The 21859-nt window shown below is 57.9% G+C and carries 17 protein-coding genes and 1 other annotated feature; of the genes, 15 read left to right on the top strand and 2 right to left on the bottom strand.

All coding sequences use genetic code 11. The annotated features are described in order from the left end of the window. Window positions 1–79 precede the first annotated feature (79 nt). The 6 genes from P0G09_RS05420 (at window position 80) to P0G09_RS05395 (ending at window position 8260) form a co-directional block, all read left to right on the top strand. Window positions 80–1468, top strand: a complete 1389-nt coding sequence (locus P0G09_RS05420) for a glycoside-pentoside-hexuronide (GPH):cation symporter (protein ID WP_156070457.1) — start codon at window positions 80–82, stop codon at window positions 1466–1468. Between the two features lie 131 nt (window positions 1469–1599). Next, on the top strand, window positions 1600–2802 hold the full coding sequence (locus P0G09_RS05415; RefSeq protein ID WP_156058488.1) for an AraC family transcriptional regulator: 1203 nt from the start codon (window positions 1600–1602) through the stop codon (window positions 2800–2802). A 382-nt stretch (window positions 2803–3184) separates the two neighbouring features. Further along, window positions 3185–4228, top strand: a complete 1044-nt coding sequence (locus P0G09_RS05410) for a substrate-binding domain-containing protein (RefSeq protein WP_243136771.1) — start codon at window positions 3185–3187, stop codon at window positions 4226–4228. A gap of 165 nt (window positions 4229–4393) precedes the next feature. Continuing rightward, window positions 4394–5935, top strand: a complete 1542-nt coding sequence (locus P0G09_RS05405) for a sugar ABC transporter ATP-binding protein (RefSeq protein ID WP_005931574.1) — start codon at window positions 4394–4396, stop codon at window positions 5933–5935. Window positions 5936–5953: 18 nt separating this feature from the next. Continuing rightward, window positions 5954–6952, top strand: coding sequence for a beta-methylgalactoside transporter (locus P0G09_RS05400; protein ID WP_005931572.1), 999 nt, complete (start codon window positions 5954–5956; stop codon window positions 6950–6952). Window positions 6953–7330: 378 nt separating this feature from the next. Next, window positions 7331–8260 (top strand): TIM barrel protein, encoded by a 930-nt coding sequence (locus tag P0G09_RS05395; protein ID WP_275252146.1) that lies wholly within the window; start codon window positions 7331–7333, stop codon window positions 8258–8260. 114 nt (window positions 8261–8374) lie between these two features. Here P0G09_RS05395 and P0G09_RS05390 read toward each other — a convergent pair whose 3' ends face one another. Further along, a complete protein-coding gene (locus tag P0G09_RS05390) occupies window positions 8375–9004 on the bottom strand; it encodes a transcriptional regulator, IclR family protein (protein ID WP_275252145.1) in 630 nt (209 codons plus the stop codon). 359 nt (window positions 9005–9363) lie between these two features. After that, window positions 9364–11190: an ATP-dependent zinc metalloprotease FtsH gene (ftsH, locus tag P0G09_RS05385; protein ID WP_275252144.1), complete on the bottom strand. Its 1827-nt coding sequence runs from the start codon at window positions 11188–11190 to the stop codon at window positions 9364–9366. A 575-nt stretch (window positions 11191–11765) separates the two neighbouring features. After that, window positions 11766–12022: a binding site (T-box leader), on the top strand. A 129-nt stretch (window positions 12023–12151) separates the two neighbouring features. On the opposite strand from ftsH, the gene P0G09_RS05380 reads away from it, so the two are divergent. The 9 genes from P0G09_RS05380 (at window position 12152) to P0G09_RS05340 (ending at window position 21859) form a co-directional block, all read left to right on the top strand. After that, entirely contained in the window at window positions 12152–13804 is a 1653-nt protein-coding gene (locus P0G09_RS05380; protein WP_275252143.1) for a 2-isopropylmalate synthase, read from the top strand. 196 nt (window positions 13805–14000) lie between these two features. Continuing rightward, window positions 14001–15260: a 3-isopropylmalate dehydratase large subunit gene (gene leuC / locus P0G09_RS05375; protein ID WP_156065633.1), complete on the top strand. Its 1260-nt coding sequence runs from the start codon at window positions 14001–14003 to the stop codon at window positions 15258–15260. Between the two features lie 19 nt (window positions 15261–15279). Next, window positions 15280–15765 (top strand): 3-isopropylmalate dehydratase small subunit, encoded by a 486-nt coding sequence (gene leuD, locus P0G09_RS05370; RefSeq protein WP_156058482.1) that lies wholly within the window; start codon window positions 15280–15282, stop codon window positions 15763–15765. Between the two features lie 171 nt (window positions 15766–15936). Next, window positions 15937–17010, top strand: a complete 1074-nt coding sequence (leuB, locus tag P0G09_RS05365; protein WP_097770460.1) for a 3-isopropylmalate dehydrogenase — start codon at window positions 15937–15939, stop codon at window positions 17008–17010. A 245-nt stretch (window positions 17011–17255) separates the two neighbouring features. Further along, complete coding sequence (locus P0G09_RS05360) at window positions 17256–18143, top strand: putative manganese transporter (RefSeq protein ID WP_097773501.1); 888 nt, start codon at window positions 17256–17258, stop codon at window positions 18141–18143. Between the two features lie 245 nt (window positions 18144–18388). Beyond that, a complete protein-coding gene (locus P0G09_RS05355) occupies window positions 18389–19279 on the top strand; it encodes a Cof-type HAD-IIB family hydrolase (protein WP_275252142.1) in 891 nt (296 codons plus the stop codon). Then, entirely contained in the window at window positions 19276–19764 is a 489-nt protein-coding gene (locus P0G09_RS05350; protein ID WP_098924614.1) for a DNA-deoxyinosine glycosylase, read from the top strand. The genes P0G09_RS05355 and P0G09_RS05350 overlap by 4 nt, the downstream gene beginning before the upstream one ends. Window positions 19765–19949: 185 nt before the next feature. Continuing rightward, entirely contained in the window at window positions 19950–20573 is a 624-nt protein-coding gene (locus P0G09_RS05345) for a 5-bromo-4-chloroindolyl phosphate hydrolysis family protein (RefSeq protein WP_275252141.1), read from the top strand. A 131-nt stretch (window positions 20574–20704) separates the two neighbouring features. Beyond that, window positions 20705–21859, top strand: coding sequence for a toxic anion resistance protein (locus P0G09_RS05340; RefSeq protein ID WP_005931526.1), 1155 nt, complete (start codon window positions 20705–20707; stop codon window positions 21857–21859).

The following is a 21859-nucleotide window of genomic DNA, read 5'->3' as shown; positions in this document are numbered from 1 at the left end:
GTCATAATATTGGAGTACAAACTTGGATACAGCAGAAGAGACGCTGTACCGCTTGAATTGACCACCGAAGGAGAATACAATGGCAAATGAAATGCAAAAGACCACCCCGTTTGGGATGCGGGACAAGGTCGGCTATATGTTCGGCGATTTCGCCAACGATTTTACTTTTATCCTGTCGTCCAGCTTCCTGATGAAGTTCTATACCGACGTGATGGGCGTGAGCGCCGGTGTTGTGGGCATGATCATGATGATCGCCCGCTTTGTGGATGCCTTTACCGATGTGACCATGGGCCAGATCGTGGACCGCTCCAAGCCCACCAAGGACGGCAAGTTCCGCCCCTGGCTCAAGCGGATGTGCGGCCCTGTGGCCATCGCATCCTTCCTCATCTTCCAGTCCGGTCTGGCCGGGATGTCCTACGGCTTCAAGGTGGCATGGCTCTTTGTGACCTATATCCTGTGGGGCTCTATCTTCTACACCTCCGTCAACATCCCTTACGGCTCCATGGCCTCCGCCATCTCTGCTGACCCCAAGGATCGCGCAGAGCTGTCCACCTGGCGTACCATCGGCAGCACCCTGGCCAGCCTTGTGATCGGCGTTGGCACCCCCATGGTGGCTTACGTCACCGTCAATGGCCAGACGATCCTCTCCGGCAGCCGCATGACCATCATTGCAGGCGTTTTCTCTGTCTGCGCCATCCTCTGCTACCTGCTCTGCTTCAACCTGGTGCGTGAGCGTGTGGATGTGCCCGCCAACAACAGCAAGATGGACATTGGCAAGATGCTCAAGAGCGTGTTCACCAACCGTGCCCTGCTGGGCATCATTGCTGCCGCCCTCTTCCTGCTGCTGGCCATGCTGACCATGCAGGGCATGGCAGGCTATGTGTTCCCCAACTTCTACGGCAGCGCCGCCGCCCAGTCTACCGCTTCTCTGCTGAGCAGCGTGCTGATCCTGCTCGTCTGCGCACCCTTTGCCTCCAAGCTGGCCAACCGGTTCGGTAAAAAAGAGCTGGCCACCGTATCCTGCATCGTGGCCACGGTGCTGGAGGTCATCTGCTTTGTTCTCAAGCCCGCCAATGTCTGGGTCTATGTCGGCTTCTTCTGCGCCGCCTTCATCTGCCTGGGCTTCTTCAACACCATCATCTGGGCAATGATCACCGATGTCATCGATGATTCCGAGGTCCGCAACGGCATCCGTGAGGACGGCACCATCTATGCGGTCTACTCCTTTGCCCGCAAGCTGGGTCAGGCGTTCTCTTCCGGCCTGACCGGCGGCCTGCTGACCATGATCGGTTACAGCGCTGCCACTGCCTTTGACCCGGAGGTCACCATGGGCATCTTCAACATCTCCTGCATTGCCCCCGCCATCGGCTTCGTGGCCGTGGCCCTGAGCCTGTTCTTCATCTACCCCCTGACCAAACAGAAGGTGGAGGAGAACGTGGCCGCACTGGCACAGCGCCATAATAAGTAAGGAAACGGATCAAGCCGCCCACGGGAAATTCCTGTGGGCGGCTTGTTTCTGCTTCAAAATTGATGTATACTAATATATCAGGAATGACACAATGGCACGAGCGGAACAACAGGAAAAAGGAGCGGTGTACGATGCGGGTGGATCCTTTGCAGATCCTTACAAAGCTGGCAGCGGTGCAGAATATCCCGACCCGGCGGGTCACCCCGCCCTTTGAGGGGTTGGAAGAGTTTGACTACGGCCTGCGGCGATCGCTGGACCCCCAGTTCGACTGGCAGGAGTTCGGCCAGCTGCTGCTGGACAGCACCCCTGAAAATACCCTGCTGCTGGTGGAGGGCACCTTTGAGCTGCACTTTGCCCTGTTCCGCATCCCCGATGAAAAAAACACGGTCTTTCTCATTGGCCCCTGGACGGTGGGCCCCCGCACCCCGAGCGCCCGCAAATGGGTCAGGCGCTATCTGGGGGAAGCCGGAGAGGCCGCTGTGCAGGAGTACTACAACGGCGTGAAGATCCTGGAGGCCAGTGATTTCTATGGAGCCTTGCGGGTTGTGGTGGATACGATGTTCGGCTGCACTGTCCCGGTGCAGGAGCTGAAGGAATTCCTGCCCTTCCAGTTCCACCCGGATACCCGCTATTTCCACGAGCCGGAGTTCCAGAAGGAGATCCCGGTCACCATGCTGGAGCAGCGGTATGAATCGGAGAACCGCATTCTGGACGCGGTGGCCCGGGGCGATGAAGAAGCCGCCATCGAGGCCATGCACCAGCACTCCCGCTTTACCTATGGCGGCCGGTTCGAGGGGACGCTCTACCAGCAGAAGAACAAGATGATCGTGCTGAACACCCTGCTGCGCAAGGCCATTGAACCCAGCAAGGTGCATCCCTATTATATTGATGCCATTTCCAGTAAGTACAGCCGCATCATTGAGGAAGCCAACGAGGTGCCCAACGAGATGATGTGGCAGATGACGCGGGATTACTGTGCCTATGTCCGCCGCTACTCGCTGAAGGAGTATTCGCCCGCGGTGCAGAAGGTGATGAACTACGTCAACCTGAACGTGGCCGAGCCGCTGACACTGAAAAGTCTGGCCGCAATGTGCTTCATCAGCCCATCGTACCTGTCGGCATTGTTCAAGCAGGAGACCGGCAGCACTCTGATCGATTATATCAACACCCAGCGCGTCAACCGCGCGGCCCAGCTGCTGGTGCAGAACAACCACACCATTGCCGCCGTGGCCGAGGAAGTGGGCATTCTGGACGTGAATTATTTTACAAAGATCTTCAAAAAGACGCTGGGTGTCACCCCCACCCGCTACCGCCGCGAACACAAAGAAAAGTGAAAAATGAAAAAAATGCCCGGTTTTTCCCGGAAATGTACGTTTTGTGCAAAACTCCCGGGAAAAAACGGGCATTTTCTGTACAGAGAAATTTGTTGCATGAACAGAACGATGTTGTAACCATTTTGAAAGGATTTATGGATTTTTGGCATGGAATTTGGATGTATGTTGCATTTTCGACTGATTTTGTACTTGATAGCAAAAAGAATGTTGTACACAACAATATCAACTGTGAAGAATGCACAAAGAAATGACCGGAATCTTGTGAACTTGTCCCATTGCGAATGATTTTCCAGACGGTTATAATACAAACAGAAACCATGGAACATACATGTAAGTATATTCCATGAGATGCTGTGATATGCGAATGAAGGAGAACAAGATTATGAAAATGATTTCCCGTCGTGACTTTATGAAGGCTTCTGCTGTTGTGGGTGCTGCCGGCGTTCTGACCGCCTGCGGCGGCTCCTCCAGCTCCACTGCTGCTTCCTCTACCGCCGCTTCCTCTGCAGCTGCTTCTTCTGAGGCTGCAACCGGCAGCGCAAACGTCGGTGTCTGCATCTATCAGTTTGCTGATAACTTTATGACCCTGTACCGCACCGACCTGGAAGAGTACCTGAAGGACAAGGGCTACGCCGTGACCATCGTTGACGGCAAGAACGACCAGAACACCCAGACCGAGCAGATCAACACCTTCCTGCAGCAGGGCGTTGACGTTCTGATCATCAACCCTGTTCAGACCACCTCTGCACAGACCATCGTTGATACCATCAAGCCCTCCGAGACTCCCATCGTCTTCATCAACCGTGAGCCCGAAAAGGCTGTTCTGGATTCCTACGCAGGCAAGTGCTGCTACGTTGGCGCTGACGCACGTCAGTCCGGTACTTACCAGGGCGAGCTGATCCTGGAGACCGAGACCCAGGGCGATATCAACGGCGACGGCAAGATCACCTACATCATGTGCAAGGGCGACCCCGAGAACATCGATGCTCAGTACCGCACTGAGTACTCCATCAAGGCTCTGACCGATGCCGGCAAGGAAGTGGAGTGCCTGTACGAGTACCTGGACAACTGGGATCAGACCACCGCACAGCAGGACGTTGCAAACGCTTTGGCACAGTACGGCGAGAAGATCGAAGTTGTGTTCTGCAACAACGACGCAATGGCTCTGGGCGCTCTGCAGTCCATCGAGCAGGCTGGCCGTACCGTTGGCAAGGACATCTACCTGGTCGGTGTTGACGCACTGAAAGAGGCTGTCCAGAACGTTGTTGACGGCAAGATGACCGGTACCGTTCTGAACGACGACGTGGGCCAGGCTACCAAGGCTGCCGAGGCTACTCAGCTGTTTGTTGAGGGCAAGGACGTTGAGGAGTACTACTGGGTCGACTACGTCAAGGTCACTACCGAGAACGCAGCACAGTACCTCTAATTCCTGTAGCACAAAACTCACGTTTGCAAGGTACGCAGTGAGTCCTATGGCTTGGTAAAAGCTTAAAAGCGCGTGCGTGCGAGATTTCTCTCGGGCGCACGCGCCTTCTTTTAGAAAGGACGCACCGCGCGGCCTGCAAATTGCAAGATAAGGAGGCTCTGCGGAATGTCAGAATACCGTCTGGTAATGAAAGGCGTGGTCAAGACCTTCCCCGGCGTAAAAGCGCTGGACCACGCGCAGTTGGAGCTCCGCCCCGGTAAAGTGATGGCCCTGATGGGCGAAAACGGTGCCGGTAAGTCCACCCTGATGAAGTGCATGTTCGGCATTTACAAGATGGACGAGGGCGAGATCGAATACGAGGGAGAAAAGGTCGTTATTGCGAACCCGTTGGAAGCACTGGGCCGCGGCATTGCCATGGTGCATCAGGAGCTGCAGCCCATTCCGGCCCGTACCGTGGCTGAGAATATCTGGCTGGGCCGCTACCCCACCAAAAAGATTGGCCCCATCACCATTGTGGACCACAGCAAAATGTATGCCGATACCGATGCACTGCTGAAGAAGCTGAAGCTGCAGATCAATTCCCACGCAAAGCTGGGCAGCCTGAGCATTGCCCAGATGCAGATGGTGGAAATTGCAAAGGCTGTTTCCGCAAACTGCAAGGTGCTGATCCTGGACGAGCCCACCTCCTCCCTGACCGCCAACGAAGTGGAATCGCTGTTCCGTATCATGCGTGAGCTGAAGGAGCAGGGCGTTGCACTGGTCTACATCAGCCACAAGATGGATGAGATCAAGGTCATTGCTGACGAAGTGACCATCATGCGTGACGGCCATTACATCGGCAAGTGGGACGTTGCCAACATGACCAAGGAGCAGATCATCGCCAAGATGGTCGGCCGTGAGCTGTCCAATCTGTTCCCGCCGCTGGAGAACCACCCCTCCGAGGAAGTGATGATGAAGGTGGAGGACTTCACCTCCATCCATCCGCGCTCCTTCCGCCACTGCAGCTTTGAGCTGAAAAAGGGCGAGATCCTGGGCGTGGCCGGTCTGGTGGGCGCACAGCGCACCGAGCTGATGGAAGGCATCTTTGGTCTGCGTGCACACACCTCCGGCAGGGTGTGGATCAAGGGCGAAGAGGTCAACATCAAGCAGCCCCGCGATGCCATCCGGAAGAGCGTGGCTCTGCTGACCGAGGACCGCCGCGCAACCGGCATCATGGGTGTGCTGAGCGTGGCCGACAACATCTCCATTGCATCGCTGGACGCTCTGCGCAAGGGCCCCATCATGCTGGATGACAAGAAGATTTTGGATCTGGTGGCGACCAATAAGGAAAAGATGGCCATCAAGGTGCCCAGCCCCAAGACCCAGATCAAGAGCCTGTCCGGCGGCAACCAGCAGAAGGTGCTGATCGCCCGCTGGCTGGCAAATAACCCCGATGTCCTGATCCTGGACGAGCCCACCCGCGGCATCGACGTTGGTGCAAAGTACGAGATCTACTGCATCATTGCCGATCTGGCCAAGCAGGGCAAGAGCATCATTATGATCTCCTCTGAAATGAGCGAGATCATTGGTATGTCCAACCGCGTCATGGTCATGTGCGATGGCCGCGTCACCGGCTTCATCGACGGCAAGGACGCGACCCAGGAGAACATCATGGAGCTGGCTACCCAGTTTGAGACCGCGCCCGAAACGGCAGCGGCCAATCAGTAAACAAGGAGGCTGTCTATTGTGGAAGCTACCAAGAAATTAACGGGTAAATCCGTAAAGAAATGGCTGGGCAACAACGCCATTATCGTTCTGATGCTGCTCGTCTCTCTGTTCGTCGGCATCATCCATCCGAACTTTTTTGCACCTGCAAACCTGATCAACCTGTTCAAGAACGTGTCCATCCGCTACATCATCGCGCTGGGCATCTCCGGCTGTCTGATCACCACCGGCAACGACCTGTCCGCAGGCCGTCTGGCTGGTTTTGCTGCCTGCCTGGCCTGCATCTTTGCGCAGACCGAGGGCGCTGCCGGTAAGTTCTACCCCAACATGCCCACTCTGCCCACCCCTGTGGTGTTCATTCTGGTCATTGCCATCTGCGCCATCGTGGGTCTGTGCAACGGTCTGGTCGTTTCTTACCTGAAGGTCCAGCCCTTTATCGCAACTCTGGGTATGCAGCAGGTCGTCTACGGTATCTGCCTGGTCTACACCGGCGGTACCCCCATCGGCTCCCTGAACAAGAACTTTACCTCTCTGGCCTCCAACACCATCCTGAAGGTCCCCGTGCTGATCTGGATCGCCCTGGTCGTAGCTGTGTGCTTCTGGTTCCTGTACAACAAGACCCGTCACGGCAAGTACATGTACGCCATCGGCGGCAACGAGGCTGCTGCTGAGGTTGCCGGTGTCAACGTTTACGCCACCAAGATTCGCATCTACATCCTGGCCTCCTGCATGTTTGGTCTGGCAGGCTGCCTGCTGGCTGCAAAGTCCGGCGGCGCATCCGTCAACACTGCAATGGGCTATGAGCTGGATGCCATTGCGGCTTCTACCATCGGCGGCGTTTCTACCACCGGCGGTGTCGGCACCGTGCCCGGCATTCTGGTCGGCGTTCTGGTCTTTGAGCTGATGAAGGTCGCTCTGCAGTTTATGAACGTCAACTCCTCTTACACCTATATCGTCCAGGGCCTTGTCATCATCGTGGCTGTGGCCATCGATATCCGTAAGTACCTGGCAAAGAAGTAACTCCTCATTCGCATACAGAGAAGCCCCCCGCCGGTTCTCCCGGCGGGGGGCTTCTGCTGTTATTTTCCCAGCTGCCGCTGCTGCAGGCGGTACTGGCGGGGTGTCAGCCCCTCCTGCTGCTTGAACAGGCTTCCAAATAGCCCTCCGCGTTTTCCCGTCCGCTCTCTGAAAAAAGTTGGAGAACTTTTTCTTTCTCGTTGAATTGCACAAGAACTTGCCTCCTTGTTTGGCAGTTGCGTTGAATTTATGAACGTTCTTTGAATTTTGATATTTTCCTTCGATTTATTATAACACAGCTCCCGGAAGAGTGGTATACTACAAGCCAGAAACAGTGCTGTTAAGTTCGGAAAACAAAGATCGTTGAATGAGGTGTGTCTTATGAGCGTTTACGAAAAAATTTCCGGTTTTGCGGATGAGATCAGCCAGGACTTTGACCAGCAGCTCAAAACTGTGACGGATCTGGGGATGAAGTATATCTGCATCCGCAGCGCCGAGCACAAGGGCATTGCCGATTACACCCCTGAGGAAGTGCGCACCGTTCTTCTGCCAAAGCTGCGGGCCGCAGGTGTGGGCGTTTCCAGCCTGGGTACGGCCATCGGCAAGGTGGAGGTGGACGATGAAGAGGGCTTTGCCAAGCAGCTGGAGCAGCTGGAAACACTCTGCGAAACGGCCAAGCTGCTGGACTGCTCCTTCATCCGGATGTTCAGCTTCCTCATCCCCAAGGATGCCGATGCAGACAGCTATACCGATGTGGTGCTGGATAAGCTGCGTCAGTTTATCCGGATCGCGGAAAAGCATGACATTGTCCTGCTCCATGAGAATGAGAAGGGCATCTACGGAGACACCGGTGCCCGCTGCAAATTGCTGTTCGACCGGCTGGCCTGTCCCCACTTCAAGGCGGCGTTCGATTTTGCCAACTTTGTCCAGTGTGAGCAGGACACCGCGGAGTGCTGGGAACTGCTCCATGACCAGATCGTTTATATCCACATCAAGGATGCTCTGCCCGGCTACCTGCTGAATGTGCCCGCAGGCACCGGCCTTGGCAAGATTCCTGAGCTGCTTCGCCGTGCTTTCTGCGAGGAGGGCTACCACGGCTTCCTGACGCTGGAGCCCCACCTGGCAATGTTTGATTTCTTTGCACCAGGAGCCAAAGGCGGTAAGAGCCAGAAGCTCCAATTTGAGAATAACCCGATCGTCGAGAAGATGAAGTCCGAGATGGCCGAGCCGGGCCGCCCCAAGGACGGCGCAGAAGCTTACGCCACCCAGTATCATGCACTGGTCGAGATCCTGAATCCCATTCTCAATTGATATCCACTCTCCGTTTACCATAAGCTGCCACAACAGAAGCCCCCCGCCGAGAGAACCGGCGGGGGGCTTCTGCTATCAGCGTGTATTGCAGCGGGAAAGGGGAACACACCCCACTCAGCGGCCCACGATGAGGTCGCGGCGGCAGCGCAGGCCGACCGTCAGGAAAGCGCTGCCGCCAAGCTGCCGCAGCACCACCCGCTGGGTGTCGGTCTGGCCCTCGCACAGCAGGGAAAGGTTCAGGGTGGTGGAACCCTTCTCCGTGGTGAGCACCAGCGTGGACACGCCCTGCTCCATCAGGGCCTTCATGTCCTGAATGGTGGTGCGGAAGGTGGCGGCGCAGTCCGGAACGTCCAGCGTCAGGACACGGCCCTCCTGCCGGGCGGTGTAAAGGACCTGACGGCCCAGCAGGCCCTTGACGGTGTACCGGGCTTCGGTGGTCTTTGCCTCGTCAGCGGAGATCAGCATGATGTCGCCCTGAATGGGGTCGCCCTCCGGTGCGCCGTAGCCGCCGTAGGCGGGGTCGGTCTCGCCCACGGCAACGTCGCCGCTGTGCAGCGCGATCTCGCCCTGAAGCATCACGCTTTCGTCCTGCGGGGGCAGGTAGCCTGCAACAACGGTGTCATCGGCGGCAGCCGCAGCGGCAGGCTCCTCGGCAAATGCGCCGACGCTCATGGGGATGGCAAGGGACAGCACCAGGGCTGCGGCAATGGCCTGACGGCCCAGCATTGTATTCAGAATCTTCATAAGAAATATACCTCCTGTACTATGGACGAAAAACCGCCCGTTCTGTAATGAATACGGAACGGGCGGCTTGTTTATTGCAGGGGGAAGGAAATTTTTATGGAACGTTAAACCCCTCAGTCACGCTCCGCGTGACAGGTCCGGGTTGCGGCACCCAGCATCCACTTCGTGTTGTAAACAACACTTGTGTCTTGCTGGCCGCGGCCCCAACAGCAACGCCCTTTATCCGCCACTGGCGGCGGTTGTTACTGTTGCCCCTAATAGTGGGGCCCTTGGCATAAAGGGGAACTCGCAGGGCTCTACGTAGCGCCAGAGCCGCCCCTGCTAGGGGCGGTGGCAATGCGAAGCATTGACGGTGGGGTTTAACCTTCCCTGTTCAGGATCTCCATGAACTCATCGCCGGTGATAGTCTCTTTCTGGTACAGATACTGGGCCAGCTCATCCAGCTTTGCGCGGTTGTCGGTCAGGATCTGCACAGCCTTGGCGTGCTGGGCCTTGACCAGCTCCACCACCTTCTGGTCGATCTCACACTGGGTCTGGGCAGAGCAGGCAAGAGAAGTGTCGCCGCCCAGATACTGGTTGTTGACGGTCTCCAGTGCCACCATGTCAAACTCATCGCTCATGCCGTAGCGGGTCAGCATGGCGCGGGCCAGCTTGGTGGCCTGTTCGATATCATTGGAAGCGCCGGTGGTGATGGAGTGGAACACCACTTCCTCGGCGGCACGTCCGCCGGTGAGAGTGGCGATCTTGTTTTCCAGCTCCTCCTTGTTCATCAGGTAGTGGTTGCCCTCGTCCACCTGCATGGTATAACCCAGAGCACCCGAGGTGCGGGGGATGATGGTGATCTTCTGCACGGGGGCGGAGTGGGTCTGCTTGGCGGCGACCAGAGCGTGGCCGATCTCATGGTAGGCTACGATGCACTTTTCGTGGTCGGTCAGGATGGAGTTCTTCTTCTGGTAGCCTGCAATGACCACCTCGATGCTCTCTTCCAGGTCAGACTGGGTCACGCTCTTGCGGCCTGCACGGACGGCCCGCAGCGCGGCTTCGTTGACGATGTTGGCCAGCTCGGCACCGGACGCGCCGGAGGCCATCCGGGCCACGGTGGTAAAGTCGATGCCCGGGGCCAGCGCAACCTTCTTAGCGTGGACCTTCAGGATCTCCTCGCGGCCCTTGAGGTCGGGCAGCTCCACGGGCACTCGGCGGTCAAAGCGGCCGGGGCGGGTCAGGGCAGGGTCAAGGGATTCGGGACGGTTGGTGGCGGCCAGAATGATGACACCGGTGTTGCCCTCAAAACCGTCCATTTCGGTCAGCAGCTGGTTCAGGGTCTGCTCGCGCTCATCGTTGCCGCCGTATTGGCCGCCGCTGCGCTTTTGGCCAATGGCATCGATCTCATCGATAAACACGATGCAGGGCGCTTTCTCCTTGGCCTGCTTGAACAGGTCGCGCACCTTGGAGGCACCCATGCCCACGAACATCTCCACGAACTCGGAGCCGGAGATGGAGAAGAAGGGCACGTTGGACTCACCGGCCACAGCCTTGGCCAGCATGGTCTTGCCGGTGCCCGGAGGGCCCACCAGCAGGATGCCCTTGGGCATCTTGGCACCAATGCTCTCATACTTGCTGGGGTCGTGCAGATAGTTGACGACTTCCTGTAAGTTTTCCTTGGCCTCGTCCTCGCCGGCTACATCCGCAAAGCGGATGCCTGCCGTGGACTGCACATAGACCTTGGCGTTGGATTTGCCCATGCCGCCAAACATCATGGAGCCCGGGCCGCCGCCGGCCTTTTCCATCAGCTTTTTGTTCATCTGGTTGCCGATGGCCGAGAACAGGATGATGGGCAGGACGAACCAGATCAAAAAGCTCAGCACCGGCGAGGATTGTTCCACGATCTCGCTGGAGAAGGTGGCTCCGGCATCGTACAGCCGCTCGGTCAGGCCGGTGTCGTTCATCAGGCCGGTCTTGTAGACCTGCGTCTCGTCCTTATCGGTAAAGATGATCTGGTTGGATTCAATGTCCACACGGCCGATGTTCTTCTCCTCGGTCATGGTCATAAAGGTGCCGTAGTCCACCTCTTTGATCTGGCGCTCCTCCATCCACGGCAGCAGCACAAGGTTGAGGAGCAGCAGCATCAGCAGCACGATGGCGTAGTAGATCGCCAACGGCTTGCGCGGTGTCTTGACTTCTTTCATAGGATTTCCTCCTCGGTAAACGGCCTCGCCCTCTCAGTCTGCTTCGCAGCCAGCTCTCCCAAAGGGAGAGCCTTTGACAAATCGGTCAGGGGCCTTATTCTTTCGATAAGCTTATCTTAACACAACGAAAATTAACAAAAAAGCTTTTCGAGGGCTTGTTTCCAAAAACTTCCCAGATTCTTAACAAACCCCGAAGCCTGGCGGGAGGAAAGCGGGGGAATGCCCTAAGCAAGTGTCCGCTGGGGTGGGACCCTGTTGCCGCAGGCAATAGGGCGGGCGATGGAATGGCCTGCAACGACAGCGACCGCCGCCAGTGGCGGATGCAGGGAACTGTTGTTGGGGCCGCGGCCAGCAAGACGCAAGCGTAAGCGATGCGAATGCTGGGAGCCGCAACCCGACTTCACTTGCGTGGGCATCCCCCGCTTCCCCAGCGCTCTGCGATTCGATGCAGAAAGCGCAAAATTTGGAAAATTGTGCCGTTCCTGATGTGAATTTGTTTCATTTTTGATATGAGCCAAACTTCTTGACAGCAAATCCGACGTTTGGTACAATAAGCTCACTTTGAAACACAAAGACCAAATGCGTTGACGGGGAAAAAACGATCTTCTTCTGCTTCAGAGAGCTGCCGGGTGGTGCAAGGCAGTGCAGAGGGTTTCGGCTACTGGCCCCTGAGCGGCAGAGCTGAACGGAGAGTAGGCTCTGACGGATGCCCACCGTTACCGGGGCAGCGATTCGCCGCCAAAAGCTGATCGTGTGAGTGGCTGGTTTTCCAGCAAAGAGAGTGGTACCACGGGTGCTCTGTTAGAAAAAATGACAGGCCCTCGTCTCTCAAGGCTTATCGCCTTGGAGACGAGGGCCTTTTTTACATCTATTTAGCTCCCTTACTAGGGAAGCTGGCTGCGCCAAAGCGCAGACTGAGAGGTTTAATTTTAAGTAAGTGTAGGATCTGGAGGAAACGAGAATGATGGACGCAACCAAGTACGCACCGGGATATTACCCTGTCCCTGCCGGTTATGACAGCTGGGTGAAGAAGGATCACATTGAAAAGGCCCCGGCCTGGTGCAGTGTGGATCTGCGCGACGGCAATCAGGCTCTGATCGTGCCCATGAGCCTGGAGGAAAAACTGGAGTTCTTCCAGATGCTGGTGAAGATCGGCTTCAAGGAGATCGAGGTGGGTTTCCCCGCCGCCAGCGATACCGAGTACGAGTTCCTGCGCACCCTGATCGAGAAAAACATGATCCCGGAGGATGTGACCGTGCAGGTGCTGACCCAGTGCCGCGACCACATCATCCGCAAGACCTTTGAGGCTGTCAAGGGTGCCCCCCGCGCGGTCATCCACTTCTACAACTCCACCTCTGTGGCCCAGCGCGAGCAGGTGTTCCACAAGAGCAGGGAAGAGATCAAGAAGATCGCCACCGACGGCGCAAAGCTGGTCAAACAGCTGAGCCAGGAGTACGAGGGCAACTTCCTGTTTGAGTACAGCCCCGAGAGCTTTACCGGCACCGAGGTGGACTATGCTGTGGAGGTCTGCAACGCAGTGCTGGATATCATGCAGCCCACGCCTGACCGCCCCATGATCATCAACCTGCCTGTTACAGTCGAAATGAGTATGCCCCATGTCTACGCCAACCAGATCGAGTACTGCGACAAGCACCTCAAGTACCGTGACAGCGTGATTATCTCCACCCATCCCCACAACGACCGCGGCACCGGTGTTGCCTGCGCCGAAATGGCCGTTCTGGCCGGTGCTCAGCGCGTGGAGTGCTGCCTGTTCGGCAACGGTGAGCGCACCGGCAACGTGGATGCCGTGACTCTGGCCATGAATCTGTACAGCCACGGCGTAGACCCAAGACTGGACTTTTCCGATATGCCCGCCATCTGCGCTACCTACGAGCGCGTGACCCGGATGCACATCTACGAGCGCACCCCCTACGCCGGTCAGCTGGTGTTTGCAGCCTTCTCGGGCAGCCATCAGGATGCCATTGCAAAGGGCATGGCCTACCGCAAGGAGCGGGGCGAGCACCGCTGGACCTGCCCCTACATCCCCATCGACCCCCACGATATCGGCCGTACCTATGATGCCGATGTCATCCGCATCAACAGCCAGAGCGGCAAGGGTGGTATCGGCTTTGTGCTGGAACAGAACTACGGCTATAACCTGCCCCCCAAGATGCGCGAGGTGCTGGGCTACAAGGTCAAGAGCGTGTCCGACCACAGCCACAAGGAGCTGAGTGCAGGCGAGGTGCTCCGCATCTTCGAGGAGAGCTTCCTCAACCGCGAAAAGCCCCTCTGTGTGGTGGAGGCCCACTTTGCACAGGTCAACGGCATTACCGCCACGGTCACCCTGGACCTGAACGGTCAGCGTAAGGTGGTCACTTCGGTGGGCAATGGTCGTCTGGATGCTGTGGCCAACGCCATCCAGAGCGCCACCGGGATGGATTTCCATCTGGAAAGCTACTCGGAGCACAGCCTGGACGAGGGCAGCACCTCCCGTGCAGCTTCCTATGTGGGCCTTGCCTGGGGCGATGGCAGCATGACCTGGGGTGCCGGCACCGACACCGATATCATCGTCGCCGGCATCAAGGCACTGGTTTCGGCAATTAACAGTAAATGATGAACGGATACTCTGTTCAACCTCTCCGTCAATGCTAACGCATTGCCACCTCTCCTAGTAGGAGAGGCCTTGGCAAAGAGGCAAGGCTTTACGCAATGCCAAGGGCTCCCCTACTAGGGGAGCTGTCGAGCGAATGCGAGACTGAGAGGTTGTACGAAGGACAGCGTGACCATGGAAAATAAAAGGAGAGAGTATTATGGGAATGACTCTGACGCAGAAGATTCTGGCCGCACATGCGGGCTTGCCGGAGGTCAAGGCAGGCCAGCTCATCAATGCCAAGCTCGATATCGTGCTGGGCAACGATATCACCACCCCGGTCGCCATCAACGAGTTTGAGAAGGCAGGCTTTGATGGCGTGTTCGACAAAGAGCACATTGCCATCGTGCTGGATCACTTCGTCCCCAATAAGGACATCAAGAGCGCAACCCAGTCCAAGCAGTGCCGCGAGTTTGCCAACAAGTATGATATCCTCAACTTCTACGATGTGGGTCAGATGGGTGTTGAGCACGCCCTCCTGCCCGAAAAAGGCATCGTGACCGCCGGTGACTGCATCATCGGTGCCGACAGCCACACCTGTACCTACGGTGCACTGGGCGCATTCTCCACCGGTGTGGGCTCCACCGATATGGCCGCCGGTATGGCCACCGGCATGGCATGGTTCAAGGTCCCCTCTGCCATCAAGTTTGTGCTCAAGGGCAAGTTCAGCCCCCGCGTATCCGGCAAGGACCTGATCCTGCACATCATCGGCATGATCGGTGTGGACGGCGCACTGTACAAGTCCATGGAATTCACTGGCCCGGGCGTGGCTTCCCTGACCATGGAGGATCGCCTCTGCGTCTGCAACATGGCCATTGAGGCCGGTGCCAAGAACGGCATCTTCCCTGTGGACGAGGTCACCAGAGCGTATCTGAACGGCCGCAGCCAGCGTACCCCGGTCTACTACGAGGCCGACCCGGATGCCGAATACGAAAAGACCATCGAGATTGACCTGGACAAGCTGGAGCCCACGGTCAGCTACCCTCATCTGCCGGAGAACACCCACCCCGCCAGCGAGGGAAAGGACATCCGGATCGATCAGGTGGTCATCGGCAGCTGCACCAATGGCCGTCTGGAGGATATGGAGGCCGCTTACAACATCCTCAAGGGCAGACACATTGCCAAGGGTGTGCGGGGCATCATCATCCCGGCCACCATGGCAGTTTATAAGGAGTGCATCCTGCGCGGCTGGACCGAGGCCTTTATTGATGCGGGCTGCATCGTGTCCACCCCCACCTGCGGCCCCTGCCTGGGCGGCTACATGGGCATCCTGGCCGAGGGGGAGCGCTGTGTCTCCACCACCAACCGCAACTTTGTGGGCCGCATGGGCCATGTCAAGAGCGAAGTCTATCTGGCAAGCCCGGCCACTGCCGCTGCCAGCGCCCTGACCGGCTATATCACCGACCCCCGCACGGTCTGATCGAAAAGGAGAAACAACGATGAACGCAAAAGGTTCTGTTTTCAAATACCCGGATAACGTGGATACCGATGTCATCATTCCGGCCCGCCACCTGAACACCCAGGACCCCAAGGAGCTGGCCAGCCACTGCATGGAAGATATCGACAAGGACTTTGTCCGGAACGTCAGGGATGGCGATGTCATGGTGGGCGGCTGGAACTTCGGCTGCGGCTCCTCCCGTGAGCACGCCCCCGTGGCCATCAAGGCCGCGGGCATCTCGGTGGTCATTGCCAAGAGCTTTGCCCGCATCTTCTACCGCAACAGCATCAACATCGGCCTGCCCATTATGGAGTGCCCCGAGGCTGTGGATTCCATCAGCGCAGGGGATACCGTCAGCGTGGATTTTACTACCGGCCTCATCACCGATGAGACCACCGGCAAGACCTTCCAGGCGGAACCCTTCCCGCCGTTTATCCAGAAGATCATTGCCGACGGTGGCCTGATGAAGTCGCTGACCAAGAAATAAACCCCACCGTCAATGCTGACGCATTGCCACCGCCCCTAAGTAGGGGCGGCTCTGGCGTTGCGGAAAGCTCTGCGAGTTCCCCTTTATGCCAAGGGCTCCCCATACTAGGGGAGCTGTCGCGCAAGCGACTGAGGGGTTTGGGTAAGAAGCTGTTGAGGAGAATTTAGAACTATGGAAAAAAACATTGCTGTCATCTGGGGCGACTGCTCCAGCCCCGAGATCGTGAAACAGACCATCCGGGTGCTTGATAAGGTGGCCGAAAAGTACGGCCACACCTTCCACTATACCGATGCCGCCATGGGCGGCGAAGCCATTGACAAGTACGGCGACCCGCTGCCTCAGCACGAGCTGGACAAGTGCCTTGCTGCGGACAGTGTCCTGCTGGGTGCCGTGGGCGGCCCCAAGTGGGAGGGCCTGCCAGGTGAGCAGCGCCCGGAAAAGGGTCTGCTGCGTCTGCGCGCGGGCATGGGCCTGTACTCCAACAACCGCCCCGCCAAGATCTGGCCCCAGCTGGCCCCGGCCAGCCCCCTGAAGCCTGAGATCGTGGCACAGGGCATTGACTTCATCATCGTGCGGGAGCTGATCGGCGGCGTGTATTTCGGCAAGCACGAGACCCACACCCTCGAGAACGGCGAGAAGCAGGCCATCGACTCCATGCCCTACTCTGAGCACGAGATCGAGCGCATTGGCCGCATCGGCTTCGAGACTGCCCAGAAACGCCGCAAAAAGCTCTGCTGTGTGGATAAGGCCAACGTGCTGGACACCAGCCGCCTGTGGCGCAGTGTGATGCACCGCCTGCAGGCCGAGTACCCGGACGTGGAGTACAGCGAGATGTTCGTGGACAACTGTGCCATGCAGATCGTAAAGAATCCCGCGCAGTTCGATGTCATCGTCACCGAGAATATGTTCGGCGATATCCTGTCGGACGAGGCTTCCATGATCACCGGCTCCATCGGCATGATCCCGTCCTCCTCTCTGGGCGATGGCACCCGGGGCCTGTACGAGCCCATTCACGGCTCGGCCCCCGACATTGCGGGCAGGGATATCGTCAACCCCACCGCCTGCATCCTCTCTGCCGCCATGATGCTGCGCTACTCCTTTGGCATGACTGAGGAAGCCGATGCCATTGAGAACGCCGTGAACAAGGTGCTGGACAAGGGCCTGCGCACGGCAGACAACATGAGCGAAGGCTGCACCTGCCTGGGCTGCACCGCCATGGGCGATGCGATTTTGGCCGAGATCTGATCTGAAATGAATCGCCCTCTCTGTCAGCGTGAACGCGCTGCCACCTCTCCCGAAGGGGGAGCTGGCAAGGCCTGCGGCCTTGACGGAGAGGGCATTTTCGTTCTCCCAAAAACAAAAATGCAAACTTTTTGCAAATTCCTCTTGCAATTTGCATCCGAAGCGTGTATAATCTCCATTGCACGAAAATGCAAATTGATTGCAATTTACTGCAATAAAGCACATTACAGTTGTTTTTGGAGTATCAAATGGAATTGTTTCTGGATGTTCTGGGCGAATCTCTGGTGGACACCGCCAAGATGCTGCCCTTCCTGTTTTTGGCCTATCTGTTCATTGAATATGTGGAGAACCGCCACGGCGAGCGCATCGAAGCCATCCTGGCGGGGGGCGGGCGCTGGGGCTCTGTTCCGGCGGCGCTGCTGGGCTGTGTGCCCCAGTGTGGTTTCTCTGCCATTGCGTCCAATTTCTATGCGTCCCGGGTCATCAGCCTGGGCACGCTGATGGCCGTGTTCCTCGCCACCAGTGATGAAGCGGTTCCGCTGCTGGTTTCCATGCCTGCCTACTGGGATAAGCTGGTGCTGCTCATGGTCATCAAGGTGCTCTACGCCATTGCGGTGGGCCTGGTGCTGGATTTTGTCCTGCGGGGCGTTCTGCCCAGGAGCCTGCGGGGCGGCTATACCGGCAGCGCCGATGAGATCGACTGCCACGAGGAGCACAGCGATGAGGAGGGTAAGCCCGCCCCCATCTGGAAAGCCGCCCTTCGCCACACGCTGGAGATCTTCGTGTTCATCTTTGTGTTCAGTCTGGTGTTCGGCCTCATTGTGGAGGGCGTGGGTGAGGATGTCTTTGCCGACGCTCTGGGCCGGATGGGCTTCTTCCAGCCGGTGGTGGCCGCACTGGTGGGGCTGATCCCCAACTGTGCCGCCAGCGTCCTGCTGACCCAGCTCTATGTGGAGGGAGCCCTCCGCTTTTCCAGTCTGGTGGCAGGTCTGTGCACCGGCGCGGGCGTGGGCCTGGCCGTTCTCTGGCGGGCAAACCCCTCCTGGAAGCAGAACCTCTTTATCACCGGCCTGACCTGGGCTGCCGGTGCGGCTGTGGGTGTTGGGATCCAGATCGTGGTAGCCATTTTCGGTTAAAGTAAAATATTCAGTCAAAACGCCGTTTCGGGATATCCCGGAGCGGCGTTTTGTGTTATACTAGACAGTATCAAAACGATAAAATGGCTCACCCTCTCCGTCATCGCTTGCGCGATGCCACCTCCCCCAAAGTGGGAGGTCTTGACAGTCTTTGGGAAGTTTCCTATTATGTCAAAAGCTCTCCCTTTGGGAGAGCTGGACGCGAAGCGGCCTGAGAGGGTGAGGATGCTGAAATAGGAGCAACTATGCAATATAAACTTCTGGCAAGCGATTTCGATAATACCCTTGTTCCCTTTGGTGAGCCCTGCCCCCACCCGGCGGTGGTCAAGGCCGTGAAAAAGATGCAGGCTGCAGGCGGCAAATTTGTGCTGAGCACCGGCCGCGGCTACTGCGCGATCAACAAGCAGCAGCTGGGCGGCATCCGGTTCGACTACGCCATCACCAACAACGGAGCCTGCGTGGTGGACAGGGACGGTGCGATCATCGCCGAGCACCCGATGACCAATGAGGAAATGTACGCCCTGGTGGATTTCTGCGAGGATTACAACTACCCCCTGCAGTTCAATTTCCGGGATGGCTACTATGCCTACTGCGAATACGAGAGCTTACGGGATTTCTACGCCCAGCTGAGCGGCAGCGGCCTGACCTGCAAGGACGGCGAGGATCAGGACCGCCATCTCATCGATATGCCCCATGCCGCCTTTGCCTGCCTGCCCGATGAGGCGCTGGAGGCGTTCAACCGGAAGTACGGCCACCTGAACCTCCGTTTTATGATGGTGGGTGCTGTGCGGGAGGGCAGCTGGCACTGCTATGATATCGTCCGGGAGGGCATTGATAAGGGGGTGGGTCTGGCTGACCTGTGTGAAACTGTGGGCCTGACGCTGGCCGATGCTGTTTCGGCGGGCGATTCCGCCAATGATGTGGGGATGCTGAAGGCGGCGGGACTGGGCTGCTGCATGGCCAACGGATCGGATGATGCCAAGGAAGCCGCAGACCGCATCATCGGGGATGTGCGTGAGGACGGCCTTGCCGCCCTCATTGAGGAGCTGTGGTTCAACGGCCCCCGTGCGGAGCCCTCGGGCCATGAACTTGGCTCCCCCTGGGGCCAGATGGAAGCTACGGAGGAAAAGCAGTGAGCTTTGCACCGGTCTACAACGAGCACAGCCGGGCGCTGATCCTGGGCACTTGGCCCAGCCCCAAGAGCCGGGAAATGTCCTTCTACTACGGCCACCCGCAAAACCGCTTCTGGCCCATGCTGGCGGCCCTGACCGGGGAGCCTGTGCCCGCCCGGGAGGACATCGAAGCAAAAAAGCAGATCATCCTGCGCCACGGGCTGGCCCTGTGGGATACGCTGGAAAGTTGCACCATCACCGGCGCATCGGATGCGTCCATCCGGGACGTGGTGCCCAATGATATTGCCGGTCTGCTGGCAAAAGCGCCCATTGAGGCTGTTTTTTGCAACGGAGCTACGGCATATAAGATCTATACAAAGTATCTCGAGCCGGTCAGCGGCATCCCGGCGGTCAGGCTGCCCAGCACCAGCCCCGCCAATGCCGCCTGCAGGCCGGAAAAATTACGGGAGATCTGGCAGAAAGAATTGTCGAACTGGATTTTGCCTTGAATGCCGCGCGGACTTACCCGATATGCCAGGGGCTCCCCTATCAGGGGAGCTGGCGCGCAAGCGCCTGAGAGGTTTGACATTTCGATTTCAAACCTGTAAATAATTCGTGAAACGCTTGCGCCCCGCTGGAAAAGGATTTATTATGAAAGATACAGGGGGCGCAGCTCCCGGAAAAGGAGGAACCCATGAGCAAGATCATTCGCACCCGGAAGCCCAGTGTCCTGCCGTACTACGCGGCGGCGCTGGCATTTGTGGTGCTGTGCGCCGTGCTTCCGGTCTATCGGCTGTGGGCACTGCTGGCGGCGCTGGGCGCGGCTGTGCTGGCCTTTGCCGGGGCCAAAAAGATCTGCCCGCCCCGGGTGGTGGAGAAGGAAGTGCCCTTCCATACCGGCGTGGACGATGTGGATGCCATGCTGACCGAGATGCAGCAGCAGCTGGACACCCTCCACGCCCTGAACGAAGCCCTGCCGGACCCGCAGCTCTCCGCCGCCATGGCCCGGATGGAAAAGGCAGGCCGCTCCATTGTGGAAACGGTGGAAGCCACCCCCGCCAAGGCAAAGCAGGTGCGGCGGTTCGCCAATTACTATCTGCCCGATGCCGTGAACGTGCTACAGCAGTACGCCAAGCTGGCAAAGCAGGGGGTGCGGGGCGAGAATGCCGCCTCCATCCGCGCGGAGGTGGAGCACAACGCAGCCTCCATTGCCACGGCATTTGAAAATCAGCTGGATGCCCTGTATGCTGCCGAGAGCATGGACCTCTCGGCAGACCTGACCGTTTTGCAGAATATGCTGAAAGGGCAGGGATTGTAACAACCCTCTCAGTCAAAGCCTGACGGCTTTGCCAGCTCCCCCGAAGGGGGAGCCCTTGGCAAACCGGTTAGAAAATAGCGCACGCCGATAGGCGGCAGGCGCTGTCGTAATTGGAAAGGATGGAATCAACAATGGCTGACAACAACACTCTGAACTTCGACCTCGATGCTCCTGCAGTGCCCACCCTGACGCTGGACCCCACCCCGGAGGCAGCTGAGGAGAAAAAGCCCGAGCCCGCCCCTGCGGCCCAGCAGCCGGAGGTGCAGCTGACCCCTGAGGAGCAGGCAATGGTGGATTCCTTTGCGGAAAAGATCGATATCACCAACAGCCAGCAGGTGCTGCAGTATGGCTCCGCCTGCCAGAAGAAGATCGGCGATTTTTCCGAGGCTGCTCTGGCCAAGGTGTCCACCAAGGATCTGGGCGAGGTGGGTGATATGATCACCAACCTCATCGGGGAGCTGAAGAGCTTTGATGCCAATGAGGAGCAGCAGAAGGGCATTCTGGGCTTCTTCAAAAAGAAGGGCAATGAGCTGGACAACCTGAAGACCAAGTACAACAAGGCCGAGACCAACGTGGAGAACATTCAGTCCATGCTGGAGGGCCATCAGGTCCAGCTGCTGAAAGACATCGCCATGCTGGATAAGATGTACGAGCTGAACATGGCCTACTTCAAGGAGCTGAGCATGTATATCCTGGCCGGCAAGAAAAAGCTGGCCGAGGTTCGTGCAAACGAGCTGCAGCAGGCTATGGACAAGGCCAAGCAGTCCGGCCTGCCCGAGGATGCTCAGGCCGCCCGCGACCTGGCAGACCAGTGCGAGCGCTTTGAGAAAAAGTTGTACGATCTGGAGCTGACCCGGAACATCAGCCTGCAGATGGGCCCCCAGATCCGCCTGCTGCAGAACAACAACACCATGATGGCTGAGAAGATCCAGTCCACCATCGTCAACACCATCCCGCTGTGGAAGAACCAGATGGTGCTGGCGCTGGGTCTGGCCCACACTCAGAAGGCCATGCAGGCCGAGCGTGCCGTGACTGACATGACCAACGACCTGCTCAAGAAGAATGCCGATGCCCTCAAGATGGGCACCATCGAGACCGCCAAGGAGAGCCAGCGCGGCGTGGTGGATATCGAGACCCTGCAGCAGACCAACAAGAGCCTGATTGAGACCCTGGACGAGCTGAACAAGATCCAGACCGAGGGCCGCGCAAAGCGTGTGGCTGCCGAGCAGGAGCTGACCCGCATCGAGGACGAGCTGAAACAAAAGATGATGGAGATCCGGAGCTGA

The organism is Faecalibacterium sp. DFI.5.82 (assembly GCF_029076575.1).
GTDB classification, from domain to species: Bacteria; Bacillota; Clostridia; order Oscillospirales; family Ruminococcaceae; genus Faecalibacterium; species Faecalibacterium duncaniae.
This window is presented reverse-complemented; position numbering and strand designations above follow the sequence as displayed.